18 protein-coding genes and 1 tRNA gene are annotated in these 23,134 nt (G+C 43.0%); 18 read left to right on the top strand and 1 reads right to left on the bottom strand.

Features of this window, described 5'->3' with window-relative positions; genetic code table 11:
• Positions 1–49 precede the first annotated feature (49 nt).
• From D7V32_RS08860 to D7V32_RS08800, 13 genes are all read left to right on the top strand, one after another.
• Positions 50–125, top strand: a tRNA-Trp gene (locus D7V32_RS08860).
• 76 nt (positions 126–201) lie between these two features.
• The gene (secE, locus tag D7V32_RS08855) at positions 202–642 is read left to right on the top strand and encodes a preprotein translocase subunit SecE (RefSeq protein WP_120402524.1); all 441 of its coding nucleotides are present in this window, start codon (positions 202–204) and stop codon (positions 640–642) included.
• A 7-nt stretch (positions 643–649) separates the two neighbouring features.
• Positions 650–1,183 carry a transcription termination/antitermination protein NusG gene (gene nusG, locus D7V32_RS08850; protein ID WP_120402523.1) on the top strand — a complete coding sequence of 178 codons (534 nt, stop codon included), beginning with the start codon at positions 650–652 and terminating at the stop codon, positions 1,181–1,183.
• Positions 1,184–1,303: 120 nt separating this feature from the next.
• Positions 1,304–1,732 carry a 50S ribosomal protein L11 gene (gene rplK / locus D7V32_RS08845; RefSeq protein ID WP_034587972.1) on the top strand — a complete coding sequence of 143 codons (429 nt, stop codon included), beginning with the start codon at positions 1,304–1,306 and terminating at the stop codon, positions 1,730–1,732.
• Between the two features lie 3 nt (positions 1,733–1,735).
• Positions 1,736–2,431, top strand: coding sequence for a 50S ribosomal protein L1 (gene rplA, locus D7V32_RS08840; protein ID WP_120402522.1), 696 nt, complete (start codon positions 1,736–1,738; stop codon positions 2,429–2,431).
• A 295-nt stretch (positions 2,432–2,726) separates the two neighbouring features.
• On the top strand, positions 2,727–3,233 hold the full coding sequence (gene rplJ, locus D7V32_RS08835) for a 50S ribosomal protein L10 (RefSeq protein ID WP_120402521.1): 507 nt from the start codon (positions 2,727–2,729) through the stop codon (positions 3,231–3,233).
• 48 nt (positions 3,234–3,281) lie between these two features.
• Positions 3,282–3,650 (top strand): 50S ribosomal protein L7/L12, encoded by a 369-nt coding sequence (gene rplL, locus D7V32_RS08830; protein ID WP_120402520.1) that lies wholly within the window; start codon positions 3,282–3,284, stop codon positions 3,648–3,650.
• A 305-nt stretch (positions 3,651–3,955) separates the two neighbouring features.
• Positions 3,956–8,044: a DNA-directed RNA polymerase subunit beta gene (gene rpoB, locus D7V32_RS08825; RefSeq protein ID WP_120402519.1), complete on the top strand. Its 4,089-nt coding sequence runs from the start codon at positions 3,956–3,958 to the stop codon at positions 8,042–8,044.
• Between the two features lie 173 nt (positions 8,045–8,217).
• Complete coding sequence (gene rpoC, locus D7V32_RS08820; RefSeq protein ID WP_120402518.1) at positions 8,218–12,417, top strand: DNA-directed RNA polymerase subunit beta'; 4,200 nt, start codon at positions 8,218–8,220, stop codon at positions 12,415–12,417.
• An 89-nt stretch (positions 12,418–12,506) separates the two neighbouring features.
• Positions 12,507–14,513, top strand: coding sequence for a tetratricopeptide repeat protein (locus tag D7V32_RS08815; protein WP_120402517.1), 2,007 nt, complete (start codon positions 12,507–12,509; stop codon positions 14,511–14,513).
• Positions 14,514–14,654: 141 nt separating this feature from the next.
• The gene (locus D7V32_RS08810) at positions 14,655–15,503 is read left to right on the top strand and encodes an alpha/beta hydrolase (RefSeq protein WP_228200191.1); all 849 of its coding nucleotides are present in this window, start codon (positions 14,655–14,657) and stop codon (positions 15,501–15,503) included.
• A gap of 85 nt (positions 15,504–15,588) precedes the next feature.
• The gene (locus D7V32_RS08805) at positions 15,589–16,146 is read left to right on the top strand and encodes a hypothetical protein (protein WP_120402515.1); all 558 of its coding nucleotides are present in this window, start codon (positions 15,589–15,591) and stop codon (positions 16,144–16,146) included.
• A 159-nt stretch (positions 16,147–16,305) separates the two neighbouring features.
• The gene (locus tag D7V32_RS08800) at positions 16,306–16,662 is read left to right on the top strand and encodes a DNA transfer protein p32 (RefSeq protein ID WP_120402514.1); all 357 of its coding nucleotides are present in this window, start codon (positions 16,306–16,308) and stop codon (positions 16,660–16,662) included.
• Positions 16,663–16,696: 34 nt separating this feature from the next.
• On the opposite strand, the gene D7V32_RS08795 is transcribed toward D7V32_RS08800, so the two are convergent.
• Positions 16,697–17,179, bottom strand: coding sequence for a DUF4442 domain-containing protein (locus D7V32_RS08795; protein ID WP_120402513.1), 483 nt, complete (start codon positions 17,177–17,179; stop codon positions 16,697–16,699).
• Positions 17,180–17,292: 113 nt separating this feature from the next.
• On the opposite strand from D7V32_RS08795, the gene D7V32_RS08790 reads away from it, so the two are divergent.
• From D7V32_RS08790 to htpG, 5 genes are all read left to right on the top strand, one after another.
• The gene (locus D7V32_RS08790; protein WP_120402512.1) at positions 17,293–18,165 is read left to right on the top strand and encodes an alpha/beta fold hydrolase; all 873 of its coding nucleotides are present in this window, start codon (positions 17,293–17,295) and stop codon (positions 18,163–18,165) included.
• A gap of 115 nt (positions 18,166–18,280) precedes the next feature.
• The gene (locus tag D7V32_RS08785) at positions 18,281–19,648 is read left to right on the top strand and encodes a Na+/H+ antiporter family protein (RefSeq protein ID WP_120402511.1); all 1,368 of its coding nucleotides are present in this window, start codon (positions 18,281–18,283) and stop codon (positions 19,646–19,648) included.
• A gap of 246 nt (positions 19,649–19,894) precedes the next feature.
• Complete coding sequence (locus D7V32_RS08780) at positions 19,895–20,497, top strand: OmpW/AlkL family protein (protein WP_120402510.1); 603 nt, start codon at positions 19,895–19,897, stop codon at positions 20,495–20,497.
• Between the two features lie 157 nt (positions 20,498–20,654).
• A complete protein-coding gene (locus D7V32_RS08775) occupies positions 20,655–20,996 on the top strand; it encodes a lysozyme inhibitor LprI family protein (RefSeq protein ID WP_120402509.1) in 342 nt (113 codons plus the stop codon).
• A 100-nt stretch (positions 20,997–21,096) separates the two neighbouring features.
• Positions 21,097–23,016, top strand: a complete 1,920-nt coding sequence (htpG, locus tag D7V32_RS08770) for a molecular chaperone HtpG (protein ID WP_120402508.1) — start codon at positions 21,097–21,099, stop codon at positions 23,014–23,016.
• The last annotated feature ends 118 nt before the right edge of the window (positions 23,017–23,134 follow it).

Genomic DNA, 23,134 nt, shown 5'->3' with positions numbered 1-23,134 from the left:
ACTGAAGAAATAAAACAAATCGAGGGTCTAGGCTCTCGATTTGCTCTGCAGGCTAGTAGTTCAATTGGTAGAGCGTCGGTCTCCAAAACCGAATGTTGGGGGTTCGAGTCCCTCCTGGCCTGCCAAATTTTTTAAAAAAGAAGCTTGATGCTGGCGAAACTGGTCATATAATAAGTCGCGAATCCTACGACGAGTACAAAAATGTCGAATGATAAAACACGTGACGCTTCGAGCGGCGCGGCAATTCCTCAAAGAAATAATCCTGCTGAAGTTGTAAAATCTGGTTCTCCGATAGACGTGGTTCTGTGGGTTATCGCCTTGATTTTATTGGCATGTTCAATGATGGCGAATCAGTATTTGCCAGCATATTGGGCGCCGGCCAATGATATTTGGGTGCGCGTTGGGGTGATTTTGGCTTGTATCATCGCGGCTTTAGGTTTATTATACGCCACCCATCAAGGCAAAGGCTTTGTTCGCTTGTTGAAAGATTCGCGGATTGAGCTTCGTCGTGTGACCTGGCCAACAAAGCAAGAGACGGTGACCACATCTTGGCACGTACTTGCGGTGGTTATTATTGCTGCAATTTTACTGTGGTGTTTTGACTATCTTCTAGGCTGGTTAATGAAGTTAATTATCGGGTAAGAGAGCTATGAAACGTTGGTACATTATTCATGCCTACTCAGGCTATGAAAAACAAGTGTTGCGTTCGCTTAATGATCGAATCCAGCGTAGCGCTGTTGCCGAAAGCTTTGGTGAAGTCCTTGTTCCTACTGAAGAAGTAGTGGAAATGAAGGATGGAAAAAAACGCAAATCTGAGCGTAAATTCTTTCCTGGCTATGTGTTAGTCGAAATGGAAATGAATGATGAAACTTGGCATATTGTAAAAGAATGTCCAAAAGTATTGGGTTTCATCGGCGGTACGGCGGAAAAGCCAGCACCGATTACGCAAAAAGAAGCGGATGCTATTCTTGCGCGCGTGCATAATAAAGGTGAAGCACCTCGTCCTAAGACGATGTTTGAGCCTGGTGAAGAATTGCTGGTTATTGACGGCCCATTCACAGACTTTAAAGGTGTGGTGGAAGAAGTTCTTTACGAAAAATCACGCTTAACGCTAACGATTAATGTATTTAATCGACCGACTCAAGTTGAATTGGAATTTCGTCAAGTCGAAAAAACAATTTAATCAGAGATGGTTGAGAAGGCTCGGTCTGCTTTGGCGGGTCGGGCATTGTTGTTGTAACAGTATTGTTACGTGTAATCATTGGGGAGCCTTAATCGGCGCTAGTACCCAGAGGTAATTGAAATGGCTAAGAAGATTGACGGCTATATCAAGCTGCAAGTTCCAGCTGGTAAAGCGAATCCATCTCCACCAATTGGTCCTGCACTAGGTCAACGCGGTGTTAACATCATGGCATTCTGTAAAGAATTCAATGCTGCGACACAAAAAGTTGAACCAGGTCTTCCAATTCCAGTAGTGATCACTGTGTACAACGACAAGTCGTTCACATTCATCATGAAAACTCCTCCTGCTGCGATTCTTCTTAAGAAAGCTGCCGGTATCCAGAAGGGTTCAGCTGTACCTAACAAAACTAAAGTTGGTAAGCTGACTCGCGCTCAATTAGAAGAAATCGCGACTACTAAAGAGCCAGATCTTACTGGTGCTGATTTAGACGCGCGTGTACGTACCATCGCTGGTTCTGCACGTTCTATGGGCTTGGAAGTGGAGCTATAAGACATGGCAAAGTTAACTAAACGTCAAAAAGCCATTGCTGCTGCTGTTGAAGCACACAAAGTTTACACTTTAGAAGAAGCTGTAGCTGTTCTTAACAGCCTTCCAGCTGCTAAATTCAAAGAATCTTTGGATGTAGCTGTAAACCTAGGTGTTGATCCTCGTAAATCTGACCAAGTTGTTCGTGGCGCGACTACACTTCCTGCAGGTACTGGTAAAACTGTACGTGTAGCTGTGTTTGCTCAAGGTGCTGCTGCTGAAGCTGCTAAAGCTGAAGGCGCGGACGTAGTTGGTTTTGATGATCTTGCTGAAAGCATCCAAGCGGGCAACCTTGACTTTGACGTAGTAATTGCTGCGCCAGACGCTATGCGCGTTGTTGGTAAGTTGGGTACGATCCTTGGTCCACGTGGCTTAATGCCAAACCCTAAAGTGGGTACAGTAACTCCTGACGTAGCTTCTGCTGTTAAAAACGCTAAAGCTGGTCAAGCACGTTACCGCGTAGACAAAGCGGGTATTATCCACGCTGCGATTGGTCAAGTAGGTTTCACTGCTGAAGCAATCCGTTCAAACGTTGAAGCTCTTGTAGCTGACCTTAAGAAAGCAAAACCTGCTACTTCTAAAGGCGTTTACATTCAAAAAATCACGCTTAGCTCTACTATGGGTCCTGGCTTGATCGTTGAAGTAAGCAACGTATCTAAATAAGTTCTGCTTATTTAAAAGAATTTTAAAGCCCTGAGTAAAAATCAAAGCGCTGCTTTGATTTTTAAGCAAGAAACTTTGTTTCAAGCGACTTAGGCAAACTTTGAATTGATAAATGTAAATTTGTCAGCGTCAAAGACCTCAGGCGAGGGGAGTTTTATGCTTCGCTCTTAATATTCCAGCCAGAGCAGACGCGGTGGTGTGATTTGTTCCTCCTCCGCGTGCGGATCAAGTGATTGGTCAGCGAATTGGGAGTGCGTCTGTATAGGCGCATTAATCACCGTCAGGAGGTTTTACAATGGCTCTTCTAATCGAAGACAAAAAACAGATTGTAGCTGAAGTTAACGCTGTTGCTTCTACTGCTTTCACTGCTGTTGTTGCTGACTACCAAGGTTTAACTGTAGAGCAATTAACTGCTTTACGTGTTGAAGCTCGTAAACTAGGTGTTACTACGCGTATCGTTCGTAACACTTTGGCTAAACGCGCTCTTCAAGATACTCAATTTGATATCTTGGCGGACAACCTTGTTGGCCCAACAATCTTAGCTTTCTCAAATTCAGAAGACGACATGGGCGCTGCTGCTCGTTTGTTCGAAGAATTTGCTAAAACTAACAAAGCATTTGAACTTAAAGCTGCTGCATTCGACGGTAAGGTTTATCAAGGTGCTGAAGTTAGCGTTATCGCGAACCTTCCAAACCAAGAAAAAGCGCTTACTATGCTTGCAAACGTTCTTCAAGCTCCTATTTCGAAATTGGGCCGCCTTATTACTGCGCTCAAAGAGAAAAACGAGTCAGAAGCTGCATAAGCTCATATTTAAACACACATCATTCAATACCCATTTGGAGTTAATCTCATGGCTTTAACAAACGAAGAAATCCTAAACGCAGTAGCTGAAAAAACTGTTCTTGAACTTGTTGAACTTATTTCTGCTTTCGAAGAAAAATTCAACGTATCTGCTGCTGCTGTAGCTGTAGCTGCTGCTCCTGGCGCTGCTGCTGCTGCTGAAGAGCAATCAGAATTCAACGTTGAGTTGACTTCTTTCGGCGCGAACAAAGTAGCTGTAATTAAAGCAGTTCGTGAAGTTACTGGCCTTGGCTTGAAAGAAGCTAAAGACCTAGTAGAAGGCGCTCCTTCTGTTCTTAAAGAAGGCGTTTCTAAAGAAGAAGCTGAAGAGCTTAAGAAAAAGCTTGATGAAACTGGCGCGACAATTACTATCAAGTAATTTTGCCGGGGAGTTGAATTTTTTATAATCAGCTCCAAAAAATGGCTGATGCCCCTTGGGTCATCAGCCTTTTTGCGTTACAATAATCGGCTCGATTTTTGTTTGCGTGATGATTTAATCATCAAATAAGAAATAACGAAAATAATCAAATGTTTACCAATATTTTTTAAAATCAAAAATATTGTTAAGCGTTTTAATACCACTATAAATTGCAGCATTTGTAAAAGTGGTGGCCATATCGGCCTGCGTAAATCCTTCTGAACCCGTTCTGCAGGCGGGTTTAGTTTACTTTCCGAGGACTCCAGATGGCATACTCATATACCGAAAAGAAACGGATCCGTAAGAATTTTGGTAAATTGCCCAAGGTAATGGATGTTCCGTACTTGCTCGCGATCCAAGTCGACTCGTACCGAACTTTCTTGCAAGATGGCAAATCTCCAAAAAGCCGCGAAGATATCGGTCTCCAAGCCGCATTTCGTTCAGTTTTTCCTATTGAAAGTTATTCTGGCAATGCTGCTTTAGAATTTGTTGAGTATAGTCTTGGTAAGCCTGAGTTTGATGTGCGCGAATGTATTCTTCGCGGTTCGACTTATGCTGCGCCAATGCGTGTAAAAATTCGTCTGATCATCAAAGATCGCGAAACGAAGTCAATCAAAGACGTACGCGAGCAAGAAGTTTACATGGGCGAAATGCCTTTGATGACTGAAAACGGTACCTTTGTAATTAACGGTACTGAGCGTGTAATCGTATCTCAATTGCATCGTTCACCTGGTGTGTTCTTTGACCACGATAAAGGCAAAACACATTCAAGTGGTAAAGTGCTTTATTCAGCGCGTATCATTCCTTACCGCGGTTCATGGTTAGACTTTGAATTCGATGCTAAAGACCTTGTTTATGTACGTATCGACCGCCGCCGCAAATTGTTGGCGACTGTTGTGCTGCGTGCTTTAGGCTATAACAACGAACAAATCCTAGACATGTTCTATGAAAAAGTTCCTGTATACCTAGATATGGGCAGCTATCAAATTGACTTAGTGCCAGAACGCCTGCGCGGTGAAATGGCTCAGTTTGATATTGCTGGCGCAGACGGTAAAGTGATCGTTGAGCAAGGCAAACGTATTAATGCGCGTCATGTACGTCAAATGGAAGCTTCTGGCCTAGAGAAATTGGCTGTTCCTGATGAGTATTTGTACGAGCGTATCATTGCTGAAGACATCCAGTTAAAAGACGGTGATGTCATTGGCGCCAATACAGTATTGAGCCATGAGATCATGGTGAAATTGGCAGAAGGCGGTGTTAAGCAATTCAATGTATTGTTTACAAACGACATTGACCGCGGTTCGTTCATTGCAGATTCTTTGCGCGCCGATACAACAGTTAGCCGTGATGAAGCGCTGGTAGAAATCTACAAAGTGATGCGTCCAGGTGAGCCGCCGACAAAAGAAGCGGCTGAAAACCTGTTCAATAACTTATTCTTCTCTTCTGAACGTTATGATTTGTCACCAGTTGGCCGCATGAAGTTCAACCGCCGTTTGGGCCGTCCTTATGAAGTAGGTACAGACCAAAAATCTCGCGCAGTTGAAGGCATCCTGTCAAATGAAGACATTACTGATGTGCTCAAAACATTGGTTGAAATCCGCAACGGTAAAGGCGAAGTGGACGATATCGATCACTTGGGTAACCGCCGTGTGCGTTCTGTCGGTGAAATGACAGAGAACCAATTCCGTGTTGGCCTCGTTCGTGTTGAACGCGCTGTTAAAGAGCGTTTATCTCAAGCTGAAACTGATAACCTGTCTCCGCAAGATTTAATTAATGCGAAACCAGTTGCTGCTGCAATCAAAGAATTCTTTGGTTCAAGCCAGTTATCTCAGTTCATGGACCAAAACAACCCGTTGTCTGAAATTACACACAAACGCCGTGTGTCAGCATTAGGCCCAGGCGGTTTAACACGTGAGCGTGCAGGCTTTGAAGTACGTGACGTACATCAAACTCACTACGGCCGTGTGTGTCCAATTGAAACGCCTGAGGGTCCAAACATTGGTTTAATCAACTCGCTTTCTGTTTATGCAAAATGCAACAGCTTCGGTTTCTTGGAAACACCATACCGTAAAGTAGTTGATGGCCGTGTAACAGACGACGTTGAATACCTGTCAGCGATTGAAGAAGTCGGTACGATCATTGCACAGGCCGATTCAGGCGTAGATGCTGAAGGCAACTTGCTTGAAGAATTTGTATCTGTACGTCACCAAGGTGAATTCGTACGTATGCCGCCTGAAAAAGTAACGCATATGGACGTATCTGCTCAACAGGTTGTATCTGTTGCGGCATCACTGATTCCGTTCCTTGAGCACGATGACGCCAACCGTGCATTGATGGGTTCAAACATGCAGCGTCAGGCTGTTCCTACTTTGCTTGCTGACAAACCGCTTGTTGGTACAGGTATGGAAGCGAACGTAGCGCATGACTCTGGTGTGTGCGTGCTTGCAGGCCGCGGCGGCCGTATCGAATTCGTTGACGCATCACGTATCGTGATCCGTGTAAATGAAGAAGAAATGGTTGCTGGTGAAGCAGGTGTAGATATCTATAACCTGATTAAATACACACGTTCGAACCAAAATACATGTATTAACCAAAACGTTGTTGTGCGTTTAGGTGATAAAGTTGCACGCGGCGACGTTCTAGCTGACGGTCCATCTACAGATGGCGGTGAGCTTGCGCTTGGTCAAAACATGCGTGTAGCGTTCATGACGTGGAACGGTTACAACTATGAAGACTCGATCTTGCTATCTGAGCGTGTGCTTCAAGAAGACCGTTTAACTTCGATTCATATCCAAGAATTGTCATGTGTCGCGCGTGATACGAAACTTGGCGCTGAAGAAATTACTGCCGACATCCCGAACGTAGGTGAAGCAGCGCTTTCTAAGCTTGATGAGTCAGGTATTGTTTACATCGGTGCTGAAGTGACTGCTGGTGACATCCTTGTAGGTAAAGTAACGCCTAAAGGTGAAACGCAATTAACACCGGAAGAGAAATTGCTTCGCGCAATCTTCGGTGAAAAAGCGGCTGACGTTAAAGATTCATCTTTGCGTGTATCTTCTGGCGTTAAAGGTACGGTAATTGACGTTCAAGTGTTTACGCGTGACGGCCTTGAAAAAGACGAACGTGCTCAAGCAATTGAGAAAGCGCAATTAGACGCTTACCGTAAAGACTTGAAAGAAGAATTCAAAATCTTTGAAGAAGCAGCGCGTGAACGTATTATCCGTCTGCTTAAAGGCCAAGAATCGAATGGCGGCGGCACAACGAAACGCGGTGACAAGCTGACTGAAGACTTGCTTGCTGGTTTAGAGCTTGTTGACTTGCTGGAAATTCAGCCGGTAGATGAAGCGATTGCTGAGCGTTTAACTCAAATTCAAGTGTTCTTAAAAGAGAAGGGCATTGAGATTGATGAGAAATTTGCTGAGAAAAAACGCAAATTATCTACAGGTGATGAACTGACAACTGGCGTATTGAAAGTTGTTAAGGTTTACTTAGCTGTAAAACGCCGCATCCAGCCGGGTGACAAAATGGCGGGCCGTCACGGTAACAAAGGTGTTGTTTCAAACATCCTGCCTGTAGAAGACATGCCGCACGATGCTAACGGTGTACCTGTTGATATCGTGTTGAACCCGCTAGGCGTACCGTCACGTATGAACGTGGGTCAGATTCTAGAGACTCACTTGGGTATGGCTGCAAAAGGCCTTGGCGATAAAATCGACAAGATGCTTCAAGAACAGCGTACAGTGATTGAGCTTCGTGAATTCTTAGACAAGATTTACAACAAAGTTGGCGGCGAGCAAGAAGATCTTGACAGCTTGACAGACGATGAAATCTTAACGCTTTCTAAGAACTTGCGTAAAGGTGTTCCTCTAGCGACTCCAGTCTTTGACGGTGCTGAAGAAGGCCAAATCAAAGAGCTTTTAGAGCTTGGCGGCATTTCACGTACTGGTCAAACAGTATTGTTTGATGGCCGTACTGGTGAACGTTTCGACCGTCCTGTAACTGTAGGTTACATGTACATGCTGAAACTGAACCACTTGGTTGATGACAAAATGCATGCGCGTTCTACTGGTTCTTACTCTCTGGTTACACAGCAGCCGCTTGGCGGTAAAGCGCAATTCGGCGGTCAGCGTTTCGGTGAGATGGAGGTCTGGGCGCTTGAAGCATATGGCGCAGCTTACACGCTTCAAGAAATGCTTACTGTTAAGTCGGATGACGTTGAAGGCCGTACCCGCATCTATAAGAACATTGTAGATGGCAACCATTATATGGACCCAGGTATGCCTGAATCGTTCAACGTATTGACCAAAGAGATCCGTTCTTTAGGTATCAACATTGAACTGAAAAATGGTGACTAATTAGTTCCATTGAATCCCCCAGCCCCCTTTGTGAAAGGGGGAGTTCTCACTCGAAAGGGTAGGAGCTTCCCTCCTTAGAAAAAGGAGGGGCTGAGGGAGGATTCTTCAGTTAAAAAACAATATTTGTGACCCAGTTGTGTAGTGAAAGCCTCCACAACACACGGAGAAAAAAATTGAAAGACTTGCTCGATATCATGCGCAAAAAGACGGATTCAGACGGTCATGCTCCAGTTGAGTTTGACCGCATCCGTATTGGTCTTGCGTCACCAGAAATGATTAAGTCATGGTCTCATGGTGAAGTTAAAAAGCCTGAAACCATTAACTACCGTACGTTCAAACCAGAACGTGACGGTTTATTCTGCGCCAAAATTTTTGGTCCAGTCAAAGATTACGAATGCTTGTGCGGTAAATACAAGCGTATGAAATACAAAGGCGTCATTTGTGAAAAATGTGGCGTTGAAGTAACAACTGCGAAAGTTCGCCGTGAGCGCATGGGCCACATTGAACTTGCTTCTCCAGTTGCGCATATCTGGTTCTTGAAATCACTTCCTAGCCGTATCGGTCTATTATTAGACATGACGCTGCGTGATATCGAACGCGTATTGTATTTCGAATCTTATGTGGTAACAGATCCTGGCATGACGCCAATGGAGAAATACCAGCTTCTTAATGATGAAGAATACTTCACAGCGTTAGAAGAACACGGTGACGAGTTCAGCGCGAAAATGGGTGCTGAAGCTGTTCAAGACTTGTTAAAAGATATCGATCTTGAAAACGAAATTTCACGTTTACGTGAAGAAATTCCAAACACAACGTCTGAGACGAAGCTTAAAAAAGCGTCTAAGCGTTTGAAGCTGATGGAAGCGTTCAAAGAGTCGAACAACAAGCCAGAATGGATGGTGATGAATGTACTTCCAGTACTTCCGCCAGATCTTCGTCCGTTAGTGCCGCTTGAAGGCGGCCGTTTCGCGACTTCTGATTTGAACGATCTGTACCGCCGTGTCATCAACCGTAACAACCGTTTGAAGCGTCTTCTTGACCTTGCTGCGCCAGACATCATCGTACGTAACGAAAAACGTATGCTGCAAGAGTCTGTCGATGCATTGTTAGATAACGGCCGCCGCGGCCGCGCAATTACAGGTTCGAACAAACGCCCGCTTAAATCTTTGGCAGATATGATCAAAGGTAAGCAAGGCCGTTTCCGTCAAAACTTACTTGGTAAGCGTGTTGACTACTCGGGCCGTTCGGTAATTACAGTAGGTCCATCTCTTCGTTTGCACCAATGCGGTCTGCCGAAGAAAATGGCGCTAGAACTATTCAAGCCATTCATCTTTGCTAAGCTTCAAGCGTCTGGTCAAGCGACTACGATCAAAGCTGCGAAAAAGATGGTTGAGCGCGAAACACCTGAAGTTTGGGATGTTCTTGCCTCTGTGATCCGTCAGCACCCAGTGATGCTGAACCGTGCGCCAACACTTCACCGTTTAGGTCTTCAAGCATTTGAACCTATTCTGATTGAAGGTAAAGCGATCCGTCTTCACCCGTTAGTTTGTGCGGCATTTAACGCCGACTTCGACGGTGACCAAATGGCGGTACACGTTCCATTAACACTTGAAGCGCAGTTAGAAGCGCGTGCGTTGATGATGTCTACTAACAACATCTTGTCTCCAGCGAACGGTGAGCCAATCATCGTACCGTCTCAAGACGTTGTCTTAGGTTTGTATTACATCACGCGTGATGCAATCAATGCCAAAGGTGAAGGCATGGTGTTCGCGGATACTGATGAAGTAAACCGTGCGCTTGCAACAGGTCAAGTTGATTTACATGCCCGTGTTAAAGCGCGTGTACACCAAACTGTGATCGATGAAGACGGCAACCGTGAGCAGCAAACGATTGTTGTAGACACGACGCCAGGCCGCTGCCTGCTTTGGGAAGTTGTTCCTGAGGGTATGGACTTCCAGCAAATCAATCTGGAAATGACCAAAAAGAACATTTCTAAGCTGATTAACTCTTGCTACCGTAAATTAGGTTTGAAAGATACGGTTATCTTTGCTGACCAATTGATGTACTTGGGCTTCCGTCAAGCGACGCGTTCTGGTGTTTCTGTCGGTATGGAAGACATGCTGATTCCGCCATCTAAGCAAACGATTATTGATAAAGCGGAAACTGAAGTTCGTGAAATCGAACAGCAATTCGAACAAGGTTTCGTAACTGCCGGTGAGCGTTATAACAAAGTTGTCGATATTTGGGCGCGTACAAACGACCAAGTAGCGAAAGCGATGATGGACAACTTGTCTTTCACAACTGTTAAAAACAAACAGGGTGAAGACGAGAAGCAAAAATCATTCAACTCGATCTATATGATGTCTGACTCAGGCGCCCGTGGTTCGGCAGCTCAGATTCGTCAGTTAGCGGGTATGCGCGGTTTGATGGCAAAACCGGATGGCTCGATTATTGAGACTCCAATTAAAGCGAACTTCCGTGAAGGTTTGACGGTACTTCAGTACTTTATTTCAACACACGGTGCGCGTAAAGGTTTGGCCGATACAGCATTGAAAACTGCGAACTCGGGTTACTTGACTCGCCGTTTAGTAGACGTTGCGCAAGACTTAGTGATTACTGAGCCTGACTGCGGCACGCTTGGCGGTCTTGTAATGACGCCATTCATTCAAGGCGGCGATGTCATTGAGAACTTAGGTACTCGTGTACTTGGCCGTGTGCTTGCTGAAGATGCGACACGTCCAGGTTCGGATGAAGTTGTTCTTCCGCGCAATACCTTAATTGACGAAAAACTTGCGAACTTCCTGGAAGAGCAAGGTGTCGATGAAGTTAAAGTGCGTTCTGTAATTGCATGTGAATCTACTTTCGGTGTATGTGCGAAATGTTACGGCCGTGACCTAGCGCGCGGTCACTTGGTAAACCCAGGTGAATCTGTTGGTGTAATGGCTGCTCAGTCTATTGGTGAGCCGGGTACACAGTTAACCATGCGTACATTCCACGTGGGTGGTGCTGCGAGCAGAACTTCTGCTGCCAACAGCGTACAAGTGCGTAACAAAGGTACAGTACGTTTCCACAATGTGAAAACAGTACAGCACGCAAAAGGTCACTTGGTATCAACATCTCGTTCTGGTGAAATCGGTATTGCAGATGACATCGGCCGTGAACGCGAACGCTATAAACTGCCTTACGGCGCTTCAATCATCATCAAAGATGGCGAAGCTGTAGAAGCTGGCGGTATTGTGGCGACTTGGGATCCGCATACACATCCATTGGTATCAGAAGTTGCAGGTAAAGTACGTTTCAGCCAAATCGCTGACGGCGTCACTGTTACGACGAAGACTGATGATGCAACCGGTATGTCGACAATTGAAATCTTGCCAGTGACTTCTCGTCCTGCGTCAGGTAAAGATTTGCGTCCTGCTGTCGTATTAGACCAAGCAGATGGCAATGAGCATTTCTACTTCTTGCCGCAAAACACAATTCTTTCTGTCCGTGACGGCGAAACAATTGGTGTAGGTGACGTAATTGGCCGTGTACCGCAAGAATCTTCACGTACTCGTGATATTACCGGTGGTCTGCCGCGTGTAGCTGACTTGTTTGAAGCGCGTAAACCGAAAGAGCATGCAATTCTTGCTGAAATTTCTGGTGTTGTAAGCTTCGGTAAAGAAACGAAAGGCAAAAACCGTTTAGTGATTACGCCGGATGACGGTTCTGAGATCTACGAAGAATTGATTCCGAAATGGCGTACGATTAACGTGTTCGAAGGCGAACATGTAAACCGCGGTGAAACTGTTTCTGATGGCCCGCAAAATCCGCATGACATCTTACGTCTGAAAGGTGAAGTGGCGCTGACTAACTACATCGTGAATGAAGTTCAGGACGTTTACCGTCTGCAAGGTGTAAAAATCAACGACAAGCATATTGAAGTGATCGTACGTCAAATGCTTCGTAAAGTTGATATCACTGACGGCGGCGATACAAGCTTCATCAAAGGCGAACAAGTGGATTACATCCGTGTTGTGGGCGAGAACCAAGCTGTTCTTGCACAGAACAAGTTCCCAGCGAAGTTTGAACGTCAATTGATGGGTATTACGAAAGCATCGCTTTCTACTGACTCGTTCATCTCTGCTGCATCGTTCCAGGAAACAACGCGTGTGTTAACTGAAGCTGCTGTAACAGGTAAAGAAGATGACTTACGCGGTCTGAAAGAAAACGTGGTTGTAGGCCGTCTGATCCCGGCGGGTACAGGTTTGGCTTACCACTTAGAGCGCCGCCGTCAAGAAGCAGAAGCTGCAGAGTTTGAACTGCAAAATGACTTCTCTGATGTTGACCAAGCTTTAAGTCAAGCATTCAGTGATGAGTTTAACGGTCTGTAATCAGCACTGTTAAATGAATAAAAAAGCCACCCTCGGGTGGCTTTTTTATATACTTAAAAAAATAAGAGTTTGAAATTTGAGGGGGATTTATGGATTTACAACAAGCACAGAATTTGTTTATTGAAGCAACTGAAGCGAAAAATAATAATGAGTTTGAAAAGGCAATTAGTCTATATAGCCAAATACCTGAAAATTTTGATGAGATAAAATTGATCTATGCTAAAGCTCAATGGTTTTTAGGGTATTTATTTGAACAATTAGATCGTTTGGAAGAAGCAGAACAAGCATTTAAAAATGTGAAACATGAAGATTCGGCGAATTTATATGCTGAAACTCAGCTGTCTTTAGGTTTTTTGTTTAGACAGCTTATACGTCCGGAAGAGGCAGAGCAAGCGTTTAGAAATGTAAAACATACAGATTCAGCAAAGGAATATGCCGCAGCGCAGTGGTTTTTAGGGGTTTTATTTACAGAACAGAATCGTTGGGAAGAAGCAGAGCATGCGTATAACACTGTAAAACATGAAGATTCAGTAGATTTCTATGCTCAAGCACAGAGGTCTCTCGGTTTTTTATTTGAAAGGCAGGGGCGTTTAGTAGAAGCAGAGTGTGCATATAAAAAAGTAAAGCGTGAAGATTCAGCTAAAATATATGCTCAAGCTCAATGGTTTATGGGGCTGTTATTTAAGCAACAGCAACGATTAAATGAGGCAGAGCAAGCTTATAAAAATGTAAAGTATGAAGATTCAGTTGAGCAGTATGCTAAAGCCCAATGGTATTTAGGACATTTATTTGAGTCTCAAAACAAGATTAAAGAAGCAAGAGAGTGCTGGAATCGTATACCGCTGGAAGATACTGAAACATATGCAGAAGCTCAGTTAGTTTTAGCAACAAAATGCTTAAATGAAAATGATACGACTGAAAAAATTGAATATTTAATTCAATATCTACCTAATATTCCAAAGGAATCAAGAGTATATAAGCTGGGAGGATATCAAATTGAGATATGGTTGAGTATATTAAAGAAAGTTAATGAAGGCTTTAAGATTGGTTTCATTGAAATTTCTGAGAGTGTAGATGATCTCTTAAAAAAACTGTATTTAACTTCAAAATATGAAAATTGTATTGCTCATTATACGAACTTAGCTGTCTCTAAATTATTAATATCTGAAAATGGTGAGCATAAAAATTTAAAAGGACTATCAGCACTTAGATTAAATACAATTAATTTAATGAATGATCCTACGGAGGGGTTTCTATTAAATGAATTGTTATGTCTTGATAAAAATGTAACAACAGAAGACTCAACTTTTATTTCTTGTTTTACTTTACATCACGATTCGCTCAATCAATTTCGGTTATATGGAAAGAAAGATCAACTAGAAGCAACAGGTTTAAGCTTGGTTCTATCAAAAGAATTCTTTGCACAAGAGCATAATATTGCTCAGATGATTAACAAAGCAGAATCAAAAGCATTAAATAATGAAGAACAGTTAAAGATAGAAAAGGAAAATCACAGACTCCCCAAAATGCCAATTTATCGCTGTATTTATTTAGATCCAACATCGGGTTTAATTAAAGTAGCACAGCGTGAAGAATGGAGTTTTCATCGTGAATATAAAGCTGATGCTAAACAGCATCTGCTTGATAAAAATCCTGAAGCTGAACAGGCTTGGAGCGAATATCAAAGAGAAATTACTCAAATTGAAACTAAAGTACAGCATGGCTTAAATAAGCTTGTTAAGCAAATTACAAAATTAAATCAGCAAAAATTGAGTCTTGATGAACAAGAGCTTTTAGCTGAAATTCTTTTACCTTTACGCTATCTCATTAAACACATGGCATTTAAAGAGGAGCAAGAATGTCGTATGATTTATGTGACATCGATGGATAATCCACTCATTCAATACGATGAAAAAATTAATCGAATTTATATCGACTACGAATCATCTGTGATGGAACATTTAGAAAAAATTTATCTCGCACCTAAAGCTAAAGATGAGCAAATGGTATTTGAATATTTATGTTCAAGAGGGCAAACGGTGAGAAAAGGAAAGCCACCTGTAAAAGTCAAAATTTCACAAAATCCATTTCGTTAATTTAAAGCCACCTTCGGGTGGCTTTTTTATGGCTTGTATATATAAATAAGAATCATTTAATATTTCGCTAATAATGATGTCTTGTGAACAATGATGTTGAATTTAACAAAAGTATTTGGACTATGTTTGCTTGCAGTTAGCTTGTTATTCACAAATTTTGCTTCGGCTAAACCGAATATTCAGCCCTTGGGGCCAAATATTGCTGATACAAAATCTCAGTATTACGATTTTAAAATTAAAAAATTTAGCTCAAAAGATCAGCAGCGAACATATAAAGTTTGGCTGGCAACACCAAAAGCTAAAACTCTAGCGCCTCAATCAGTTCTATTTGCATTAGATGGCAATGCTTTCATGGACCGTTTAAAAGAGCCGATGCTGGCAAAAATGGCGCAGCGGCATGCTCCTGTTTTGGTCGTTATTGGCTATGACAGTCATTTACCTTTTGTGTCTGAAGCGCGCTCAAGAGATTACACACCGGCAGATGCCAGCGGCAAAATTCAGCCAGACCCGAGAAGCCCAGACCGCCTCAGCGGCGGCAGTGCAGATTTCCGTAAAGTGGTTTTAGAACAGATTGCGCCATGGGTCGAAACACAAGCACAGGTAGATGCTCAGCATGTAGGCCTTTGGGGGCATTCATATGGCGGTTTATTTGTTTTGGATACACTGCTGAACAGCAGCTACTTCAGTCATTATTTTGCGGCAAGTCCATCACTGACTTGGGCTGATAACAGAATGTTGAATAAAGTGCTGAATAGTCAAGTTCCGTATGCGAAAAACAAGCGGCTGCTGTTGATGGAAGGGGACGTCGTTGCAGGAGAGGGGGAGAAAATCAGTACTCATTTCGATCAGCAGTCAATTTTAAATAACCGTAAAATTGCGCATTATTTGGATGAGCAAAACGTAAAATCGAAGCTTATGGTTTATCCAAATCAAAGTCATGGCGCAATGTTTAATATGGCGATGACAGAAATTTTATTTACAGCGTTTTAAAAAAATAGTGTAAATAGAAACATTTTTTAACGGTGAACATGGTACAACTGGGTTTGAATTATAAAATTGTAACAAGGGGATAATGATGCAAAAAACAAATTTAATGTTGAGCTGTATTGCGTTGGTTTTTTCTTGTGCTGTTTCTGCAGCGCCCATGCCAAACAGTATTGTCGTACAGGATAAAGCTGTTGTGCCTGTGCTCAAAACTGAAGTCATCCGCCGTGCAGCTGGACAAGAGCCCGTACGCAATGTGACTGCAACCGTTCTGGAAGTTACGAATCAGGGTAAAGATATTGTTGCGCGTGAAATTGAGCTGCAGGATGGTCAGGAAACTTTCTCTGAGCAGCAGCTTTCTGTGCCTGTACTGAAAAAAGGCGGCGTAATTGTACCCACATCGAAAGTTGAACTGACGAAGACGGTAAAACAGGATGGTGAAGTTATTGCGAAAAGCAAAAGCATCGATGCCGAAGGCATGGAGTTTAAAAAAGGCGAAGCGCCGATTAAACGTACATTGCAGCTGGATCAGTTAGAAGATCCGAAAGGTGCGGGCAAACTTTCACATGCTGTACAAACTGAAAATGGCGTTGTGACTCGTGATATTACGGTGCTAAGTGAAGGTGATGCGGCGATTCCGCTAGAATAATTTTGTTTATTTGAATGTTTTAGAGCCCTGACTGTGTCGGGGCTTTTTTACAAATGAACGCAAATTGCCTTTCAGACGTAACAGTTTGCCGATGATTGTTTCATAAAATAAGGCTAATTTTAAAATGAACCTCAAGTGTATAGGGGATAGGACATGAATATGAAAAAAATGATGCTTGCAGTAAGTGCAGCAGTGCTTTCAACAGCAATGCTGGCAGGCTGTGAAAGTATGAGCGCAAATGAGCAGCGTATTGGCGCTGCAGCTTTAGGCGGTGCCATTGGCGGCGGTGTCGGCAACAGTGTAGGCGGCGGTGCAGGCGCTGCGATTGGCGGCGGTGCAGGCGCAGCAGTAGGCAGTAAAACTCAAAATGGTTCAAACCGCAATGCAACATATAGCGGCGTAGGCGGTGCAGTCGGTTCAGCTGTCGGTAAAGCGGTCTTTGGCGGCAATGCTGGTGCAGCCATCGGCGGTGCGATTGGCGGCGGCGCTGGTGCAGCCATCGAACAAAAACGTTAATGCAAACTTAAAAAAGCGCTAATCAAGCGCTTTTTTATTTGCGCGGTTTAGGCTGTTTGCGGCGGATATAGAGAGTCTTTTGTACTTCGGCAATACGTACACCTGCTTCATCAAAAATGTTCAGAGTGTAATTGCGAAGTACAGGGCTGTAGTTGTCTGCCAGTGATTTAATATGCTCAACTTCCTGAAAGTCTAAGCGGATATCGGTATAAACAGTGCCGCGGCCCGGCGACAAAAACTGAATACTGGCAGCTTTGTCCCAGACAATGTATTTTGAACCGAGGTGATGCATTAAGAGCAGCATATAAAATGGATCAACCATTGAATATAAGCTGCCGCCAAAATGCACGCCGACAACATTTTGGTTTTTACGGGTCAGCGGCATTTTCACACGAATATGATAATTCGGCAGATCAATTTTATCGATTTCAATGCCAGCCCCTTTGTACGGAGCGTAGTGGTTTAGCAGAAATTTCGAGACAATGGGTATTGTCATTATTTTTTTGAATAGGCTCATAGGGGTCAATTTCTTTTTATGTATTTGTCATCATACTAAAACAGATTATAAAAACAGGCATTGATTACACTGCCAGAACATCTCTATAAAACGCCAGTAACAGGATGAATATAATGGAAGCACGTACACAATGGGTAAATACCTCAGATCATCAAAGGCTCTATGTGAAAACATGGGGCAATTCAAACCTTCCGGCTTTAGTGCTTGTACACGGCTATCCTGATAATCAGGAAGTGTGGGAGCCAATCATTGAACATCTGGCCAATCATTATTTTATTGTGACTTATGATGTACGCGGCGCAGGGCAGTCCAGTATTCCAAAGCGTATTAAAGAGTACCGTTTAGAGCAGCTGTCGCTGGATTTGGAAAGCGTGGTGAATGCTGTTTTGCCTGAACGCGCATTTCATTTGGCAGCGCATGACTGGGGATCAATTCAGTCGTGGGAGTCTGTGACAGAGCCAAAATTCAGAGGGCGTATTTTATCCTACAGCACAATCTCTGGGCCGTGTTTGGATCACGCCGCATTTGTATTAAAAGATAAGCTGAAGAATGAGCCTAAAACGCTGCTGAAACTGCTGAGTAAGTCTTGGTACATTGGCGTGTTTCAGTTGCCGCTGCTGGCTCCAACAGCATGGCGTATTTTAAATGCAGAGCGCTGGGGGACAATTGTTAATGAACTGGAACGCGCCAAGCAGCTGCCTTTGAATCATAATATTCAAAAAGATGGCCGCTACGGCATCGCGCTTTACCGTGCAAATTTTTTACCGCGTTTACGTCAGCCTAGAGAACGCTTAGCTGTATGTCCAGTGCAGGCAATTGTTTTAAAAAATGATAAATTTGTCAGCCCTGAATACATAAATGAACTGCCACGATGGGTCGAAAATTTTTCGAAGATTGAAGTTGATGCCAATCATTGGGCAATCTTGAGTCAGCCTGAGAAAATTGCGCAATATATCAAAGGTTTTGCACAGCAAAATGAGCAGTGAAAGCGTGCTGTTTTTATCTCTGGCGCCAGTGTGAACCAATCGGGCCGATAAGAGCCGCTGTATGGCAGGCAAACTCTGATAAAATGAATTCTTTTGTTTAAATTCCCTTTATCTTATGTACGCTATTCTATCTGCCATAGCAGTCATGTTCGGACTGTCGTTGGCTCGTGTGCCTGTAGTTTTTGCATTGATTATCGGTGCAGTGACAGGCGGTTTGCTGGCGGGTCTGGGTATCCACGGCACGATTGAAGCATTTAATAATGGCTTGGGCAATGGCGCGCAAATTGCGTTAGCTTACGGTGTTTTGGGCGCATTTGCATTGGCATTGGCGCGTTCAGGCTTGCCTGATTTACTTGCTTATAACATGATTACCAAACTGCAGGGCAGCAGCAGCGTAAAAGCGCAAAACCGTGTGAAATATGTGATTTTTGTGACAGTTGTAATCGCAGCAATCTGTTCTCAAAACGTGATTCCTGTACATATTGCATTTATTCCTGTCCTTATTCCGCCGCTGCTCAGCGTGTTTAACCATTTAAAATTGGACCGCCGTTTAATTACCTGCGTACTGACTTTTGGTTTGGTTGGTACTTATATGCTGGTTCCTTTTGGTTTTGGCGCAATCTTCTTAAATGATATTTTGGGGCAGAATATCAATACCTTTGGTAAGCCATACGGTTTTTCAATCAGCTATGATCAAATTCCAAAAGCGATGGCATTTCCTGTATTTGGCATGTTTATCGGTTTGCTCGTTGCTATTTTCTTTACTTACCGTAAACCGCGTGAATATGCAGATAAAGGGATACATCAAACTCAGCAGACTATTGACAGCACTGTGGCCAGCGATGCTTCGGGTAAACCGCAAGTTGCGCGTTTCACGATTATCATGGCGGGTATTGCAGTAGTTGCAACTCTGGCTGCGCAGCTGTATTCAGATTCGATGATTCTTGCAGGTTTGGTCGGTGTCGGCATTTTAAGTTTTGCCGGCATTTTTAAATGGAAAGAAGCGGATGATGTCATTATCACCGGTATGCGGATGATGGCGCTGGTCGGCTTCATTATGATTGCTGCGCAAGGTTTTGCATCTGTGATTTCTGCCACAGAGCAAATACCGGCTTTAGTTGAAGCATCGGTGCAATGGATTGGTGACAGTAAAGGCTGGGCTGCTTTTTGGATGCTGCTGATTGGTTTGCTGATTACTTTGGGTATCGGTTCATCATTTTCTACAGTGCCAATTTTAGCCATTATTTATGTACCGCTTTGCTTGCAGTTCGGTTTTAGCCCAGCAGCGACAATTGCTTTGATCGGTACGGCGGCAGCATTAGGTGATGCCGGTTCTCCAGCTTCAGATTCGACACTGGGCCCAACGTCTGGCTTAAATATGGATGGTCAGCATGACCATATGAAAGACAGTGTTATCCCAACTTTTATTCATTTTAATATTCCATTAATGATTTTTGGATGGATTGCTGCCGTGGTACTTTAATTGTAAAAACCATCACAATTTATAATGGAAGTGAATATTAATTCTGATTGAAATAGTTGGAAATATAATATTAAAAATTAATTATTTTGGTTGGTTATTAAAACCAACCAAAATAATATGATTAAAATAAATTATAATAAAAAACAATATTTTATATAATATATTTTAGAATGTTAAATAATGCTGTTGCATATTAATATTACTCATGTTTAATATTTAATTATTCATTCTAGAAGGTTGTTTAAAATGTTAAAACAAGCTGCTCTTATTGCATTATTGGGAATGTCTGCTTCAGCAATGGCTGGTCAATGGCAGGTAAAAGTCGGAGCTTCATCTTTAGCACCATCAAGTGATACGATGGTTGCTCCTGGGGTTCTTGTTGAAGCTGATCAGGAATATGGCTTTACACCTTCTATTGAATATTTCTTTAAAGACAATATTTCTGCTGAGCTTCTTTTGGCAACTCCTTTTAATCATGATGTGCTGGTAAATGGTGTAAAGTCTGCTAAGTTGAAGCACTTACCGCCGACTATCACGGCGAAGTATCATTTTAAAAATAATACTCGTTTCACACCTTATATTGGTGTAGGAGGGACAGCATTTATTGCTTGGGACGAAGAAGGTGTAGCTAAAGATGTAAAAGAGGATTTTGGTGTTGCAGGCCAAATCGGCTTTAACTATCAGCCAGCTGATGCGAAAAATTGGGGTGTTTACTTCGATGCACGCTATGCGCAATTAAGTCCAGAAGTAACTTTAGATGATGCAACAGCCGCAGCAGTTGGTAAATCTAAATTCGATTTAGATATCGATCCAATCGTGTACACAATTGGCTATAGCTATAAGTTCTGATAATCAGTATTGGTTGAAAAAAGCTCCATCATATTGATGGGGCTTTTTTTATTTTTTTGGTTGTTTTTTACAAAAAAAATCAGCAAATTAAGAGGCGGAAACGTCAGTCTATACAAGACTTAAAGCTATTTTTTGATGCTAATAAACAGGCGCTAGAATGAAATTTAAAAGCTCTATTTTATTTTTGGGCTTGCTGTTGGCAAGTGCTTTACAGGCAGCCAGTTTTGATTGCGCCAAAGCGCAGTCAAAAACAGAGCATACTGTCTGTGAGCATCGGGCTTTAAATGATGCTGATGTAAAGATGGCCGCGACGTATGCAATTCTTAAGCGTTTAGTACCCATGGGAACCCGAGGGACAATTCAGCATGAACAGTTTAAATGGCTGGAGCTGCGTGATCAATGCATGAATAATGTCAGCTGTTTAAGCGACGTTTATAACATGCGTCAGCGGAAGCTGGATTTGCATATGGAACGTATTTATAAGCAAGGCCCTTTTTGATGCATAAAATTCATACAATGAAACATTGAAAAAAGAAGAAGTCACTCCATTCATATAAGCAGTTAATAAAAAACACTGTTCTGAATTTTAGGAGTAACCGATGAGCGAGCAAAACGCACAAAAACACAGCTTCCAAGCAGAAGTGGCTCAATTGCTTCATTTAGTGACGCATTCTCTTTATTCAAATCCTGAAATTTTTCTGCGCGAATTAATTTCTAATGCGTCAGATGCATGTGACAAACTGCGCTTTGAAGGCATTAATCATCCTGAATATTACGAAAATGATCCTGATCTGCATGTCCGTGTCAGTCTGAACAAAGAAAATAAGACGATGACTATTTCGGATAACGGCATTGGCCTCAGCCAGCAAGAAGCCATTGATAACTTAGGTACAATTGCAAAATCAGGTACCAAAGATTTTATGTCTAAGCTGACTGGCGATCAGAAGTCAGATGCACAGCTGATTGGTCAATTTGGTGTAGGTTTTTATTCAGGCTTTATTGTTGCTGACAAAATTACCGTAGAATCGCGCCGTGCAGGTGAAGATGCGGCAAATGGCGTACGCTGGATCAGCGGCGGTACGGGGGAGTTTGAAGTTGAGCAGATCGATAAGGCTTCACGTGGAACAGATATTATTCTGCATTTGCGTGATGATGCCCTGGAGTATTTAGAGTCATATAAAGTTAAGCAAATTATTAATAAATACTCAGATCACATTAGTTTGCCTATTGAGATGCAAAAAGAAGTTTGGCAGGAAGAAACAGCAGCAGAAGGTGAAGAGCCTCAAGGCGGCCAGTATGTCAAAACAGATGAGTGGGAAGCGATTAACTCGGCCAGCGCGCTGTGGACACGCAATAAGAATGAGATCACAGAAGAGCAGTATATCGAGTTCTATAAAAATTTAAGCCATGATTTTGAGGCGCCGCTGACTTGGGCGCATAACCGTGTGGAAGGCAGCACCGAATATACACAGCTGCTGTATATTCCAAGCAAAGCGCCAAGCAATATTTTCACCCGTGAAGCAAAAGCAGGTATTAAGCTGTATGTGAAACGCGTGTTTATTTTAGATGAAGCGGATAATCTGATTCCGAACTATTTACGTTTTGTGCAGGGTGTAGTCGATAGCGCTGATTTGCCGCTGAATGTCAGCCGTGAGCTGCTGCAGGAAAGCCGTGATGTTAAGACTATTCGTGAGGGCAATACTCGCCGTATTTTGACTGTTTTAGATGGCCTTGCTAAATCGGAAGATGAAAAAGATCAAGAGAAGTACCAAGCATTTTATGCTGAGTTCGGCTCTGTCTTAAAAGAAGGTTTAGGCGAGGACCTCACTAATCGTGAGCGTATTTTAAAATTGCTTCGTTTTGCAAGTTCGGAAAACGATGAGGTGCAGACCTCTTTAGCGGATTATAAAGCGCGCATGAAAGAGGGTCAAAAAGCGATTTATTATGTGACTGCTGACAGCTTAAGCGCTGCAAAAAATTCACCGCAGTTGGAGCTATTTAAGAAAAAAGGCATTGAAGTGCTTCTGATGGCTGAACGTGTCGATGAATGGGCAATGGAATTTGTTCAGGAGTTTGACGGTACCCCAATGCAAAATGTGTCTAAAGGCGCAGTAGATTTAGGTGATTTACAGGACGCTGAGGAGAAAAAGGCGCTTGAGGCAGCAGCTGAGCAATTTAAGCCAGTGGTTGAAAAGCTGTCTGGTTCTTTAAAAGAGAAAACGAAAGAAGTGCGTGTAACAACACGTTTGGTCGATTCGCCAGCTTGTTTAGTGACAGGTGAGGGGGAACTTTCACCGCAGCTGGTTCGCATGCTGAAGCAGGCAGGGCAGCCTGTACCTGAAAGCAAGCCAATCTTAGAAATTAATCCTGAGCATCCTTTGGTGCAAAAGCTGGATGGCTCTGCACAATTTGATGATTTGGCGCATGTCATTTTCGATCAGGCCGTGATTGCGGAAGGCGGTTTGCCAGATGATCCAGCAGCTTATGTAAAGCGTATTAACAGTTTGTTGTTGAAGTAATTCAATTGTTAAAAAAGCCCCAATCGGGGCTTTTTTATATTCTGCTATACATTTTCCTATTTTGATAAGGACGGGCTTAAGGAAGTGCCGTAATGTTATATATCTGCTGTAGAAGCAT

The organism is Acinetobacter tianfuensis, assembly GCF_003611465.1.
Taxonomy (GTDB): domain Bacteria; phylum Pseudomonadota; class Gammaproteobacteria; order Pseudomonadales; family Moraxellaceae; genus Acinetobacter; species Acinetobacter tianfuensis.
This window is presented reverse-complemented; position numbering and strand designations above follow the sequence as displayed.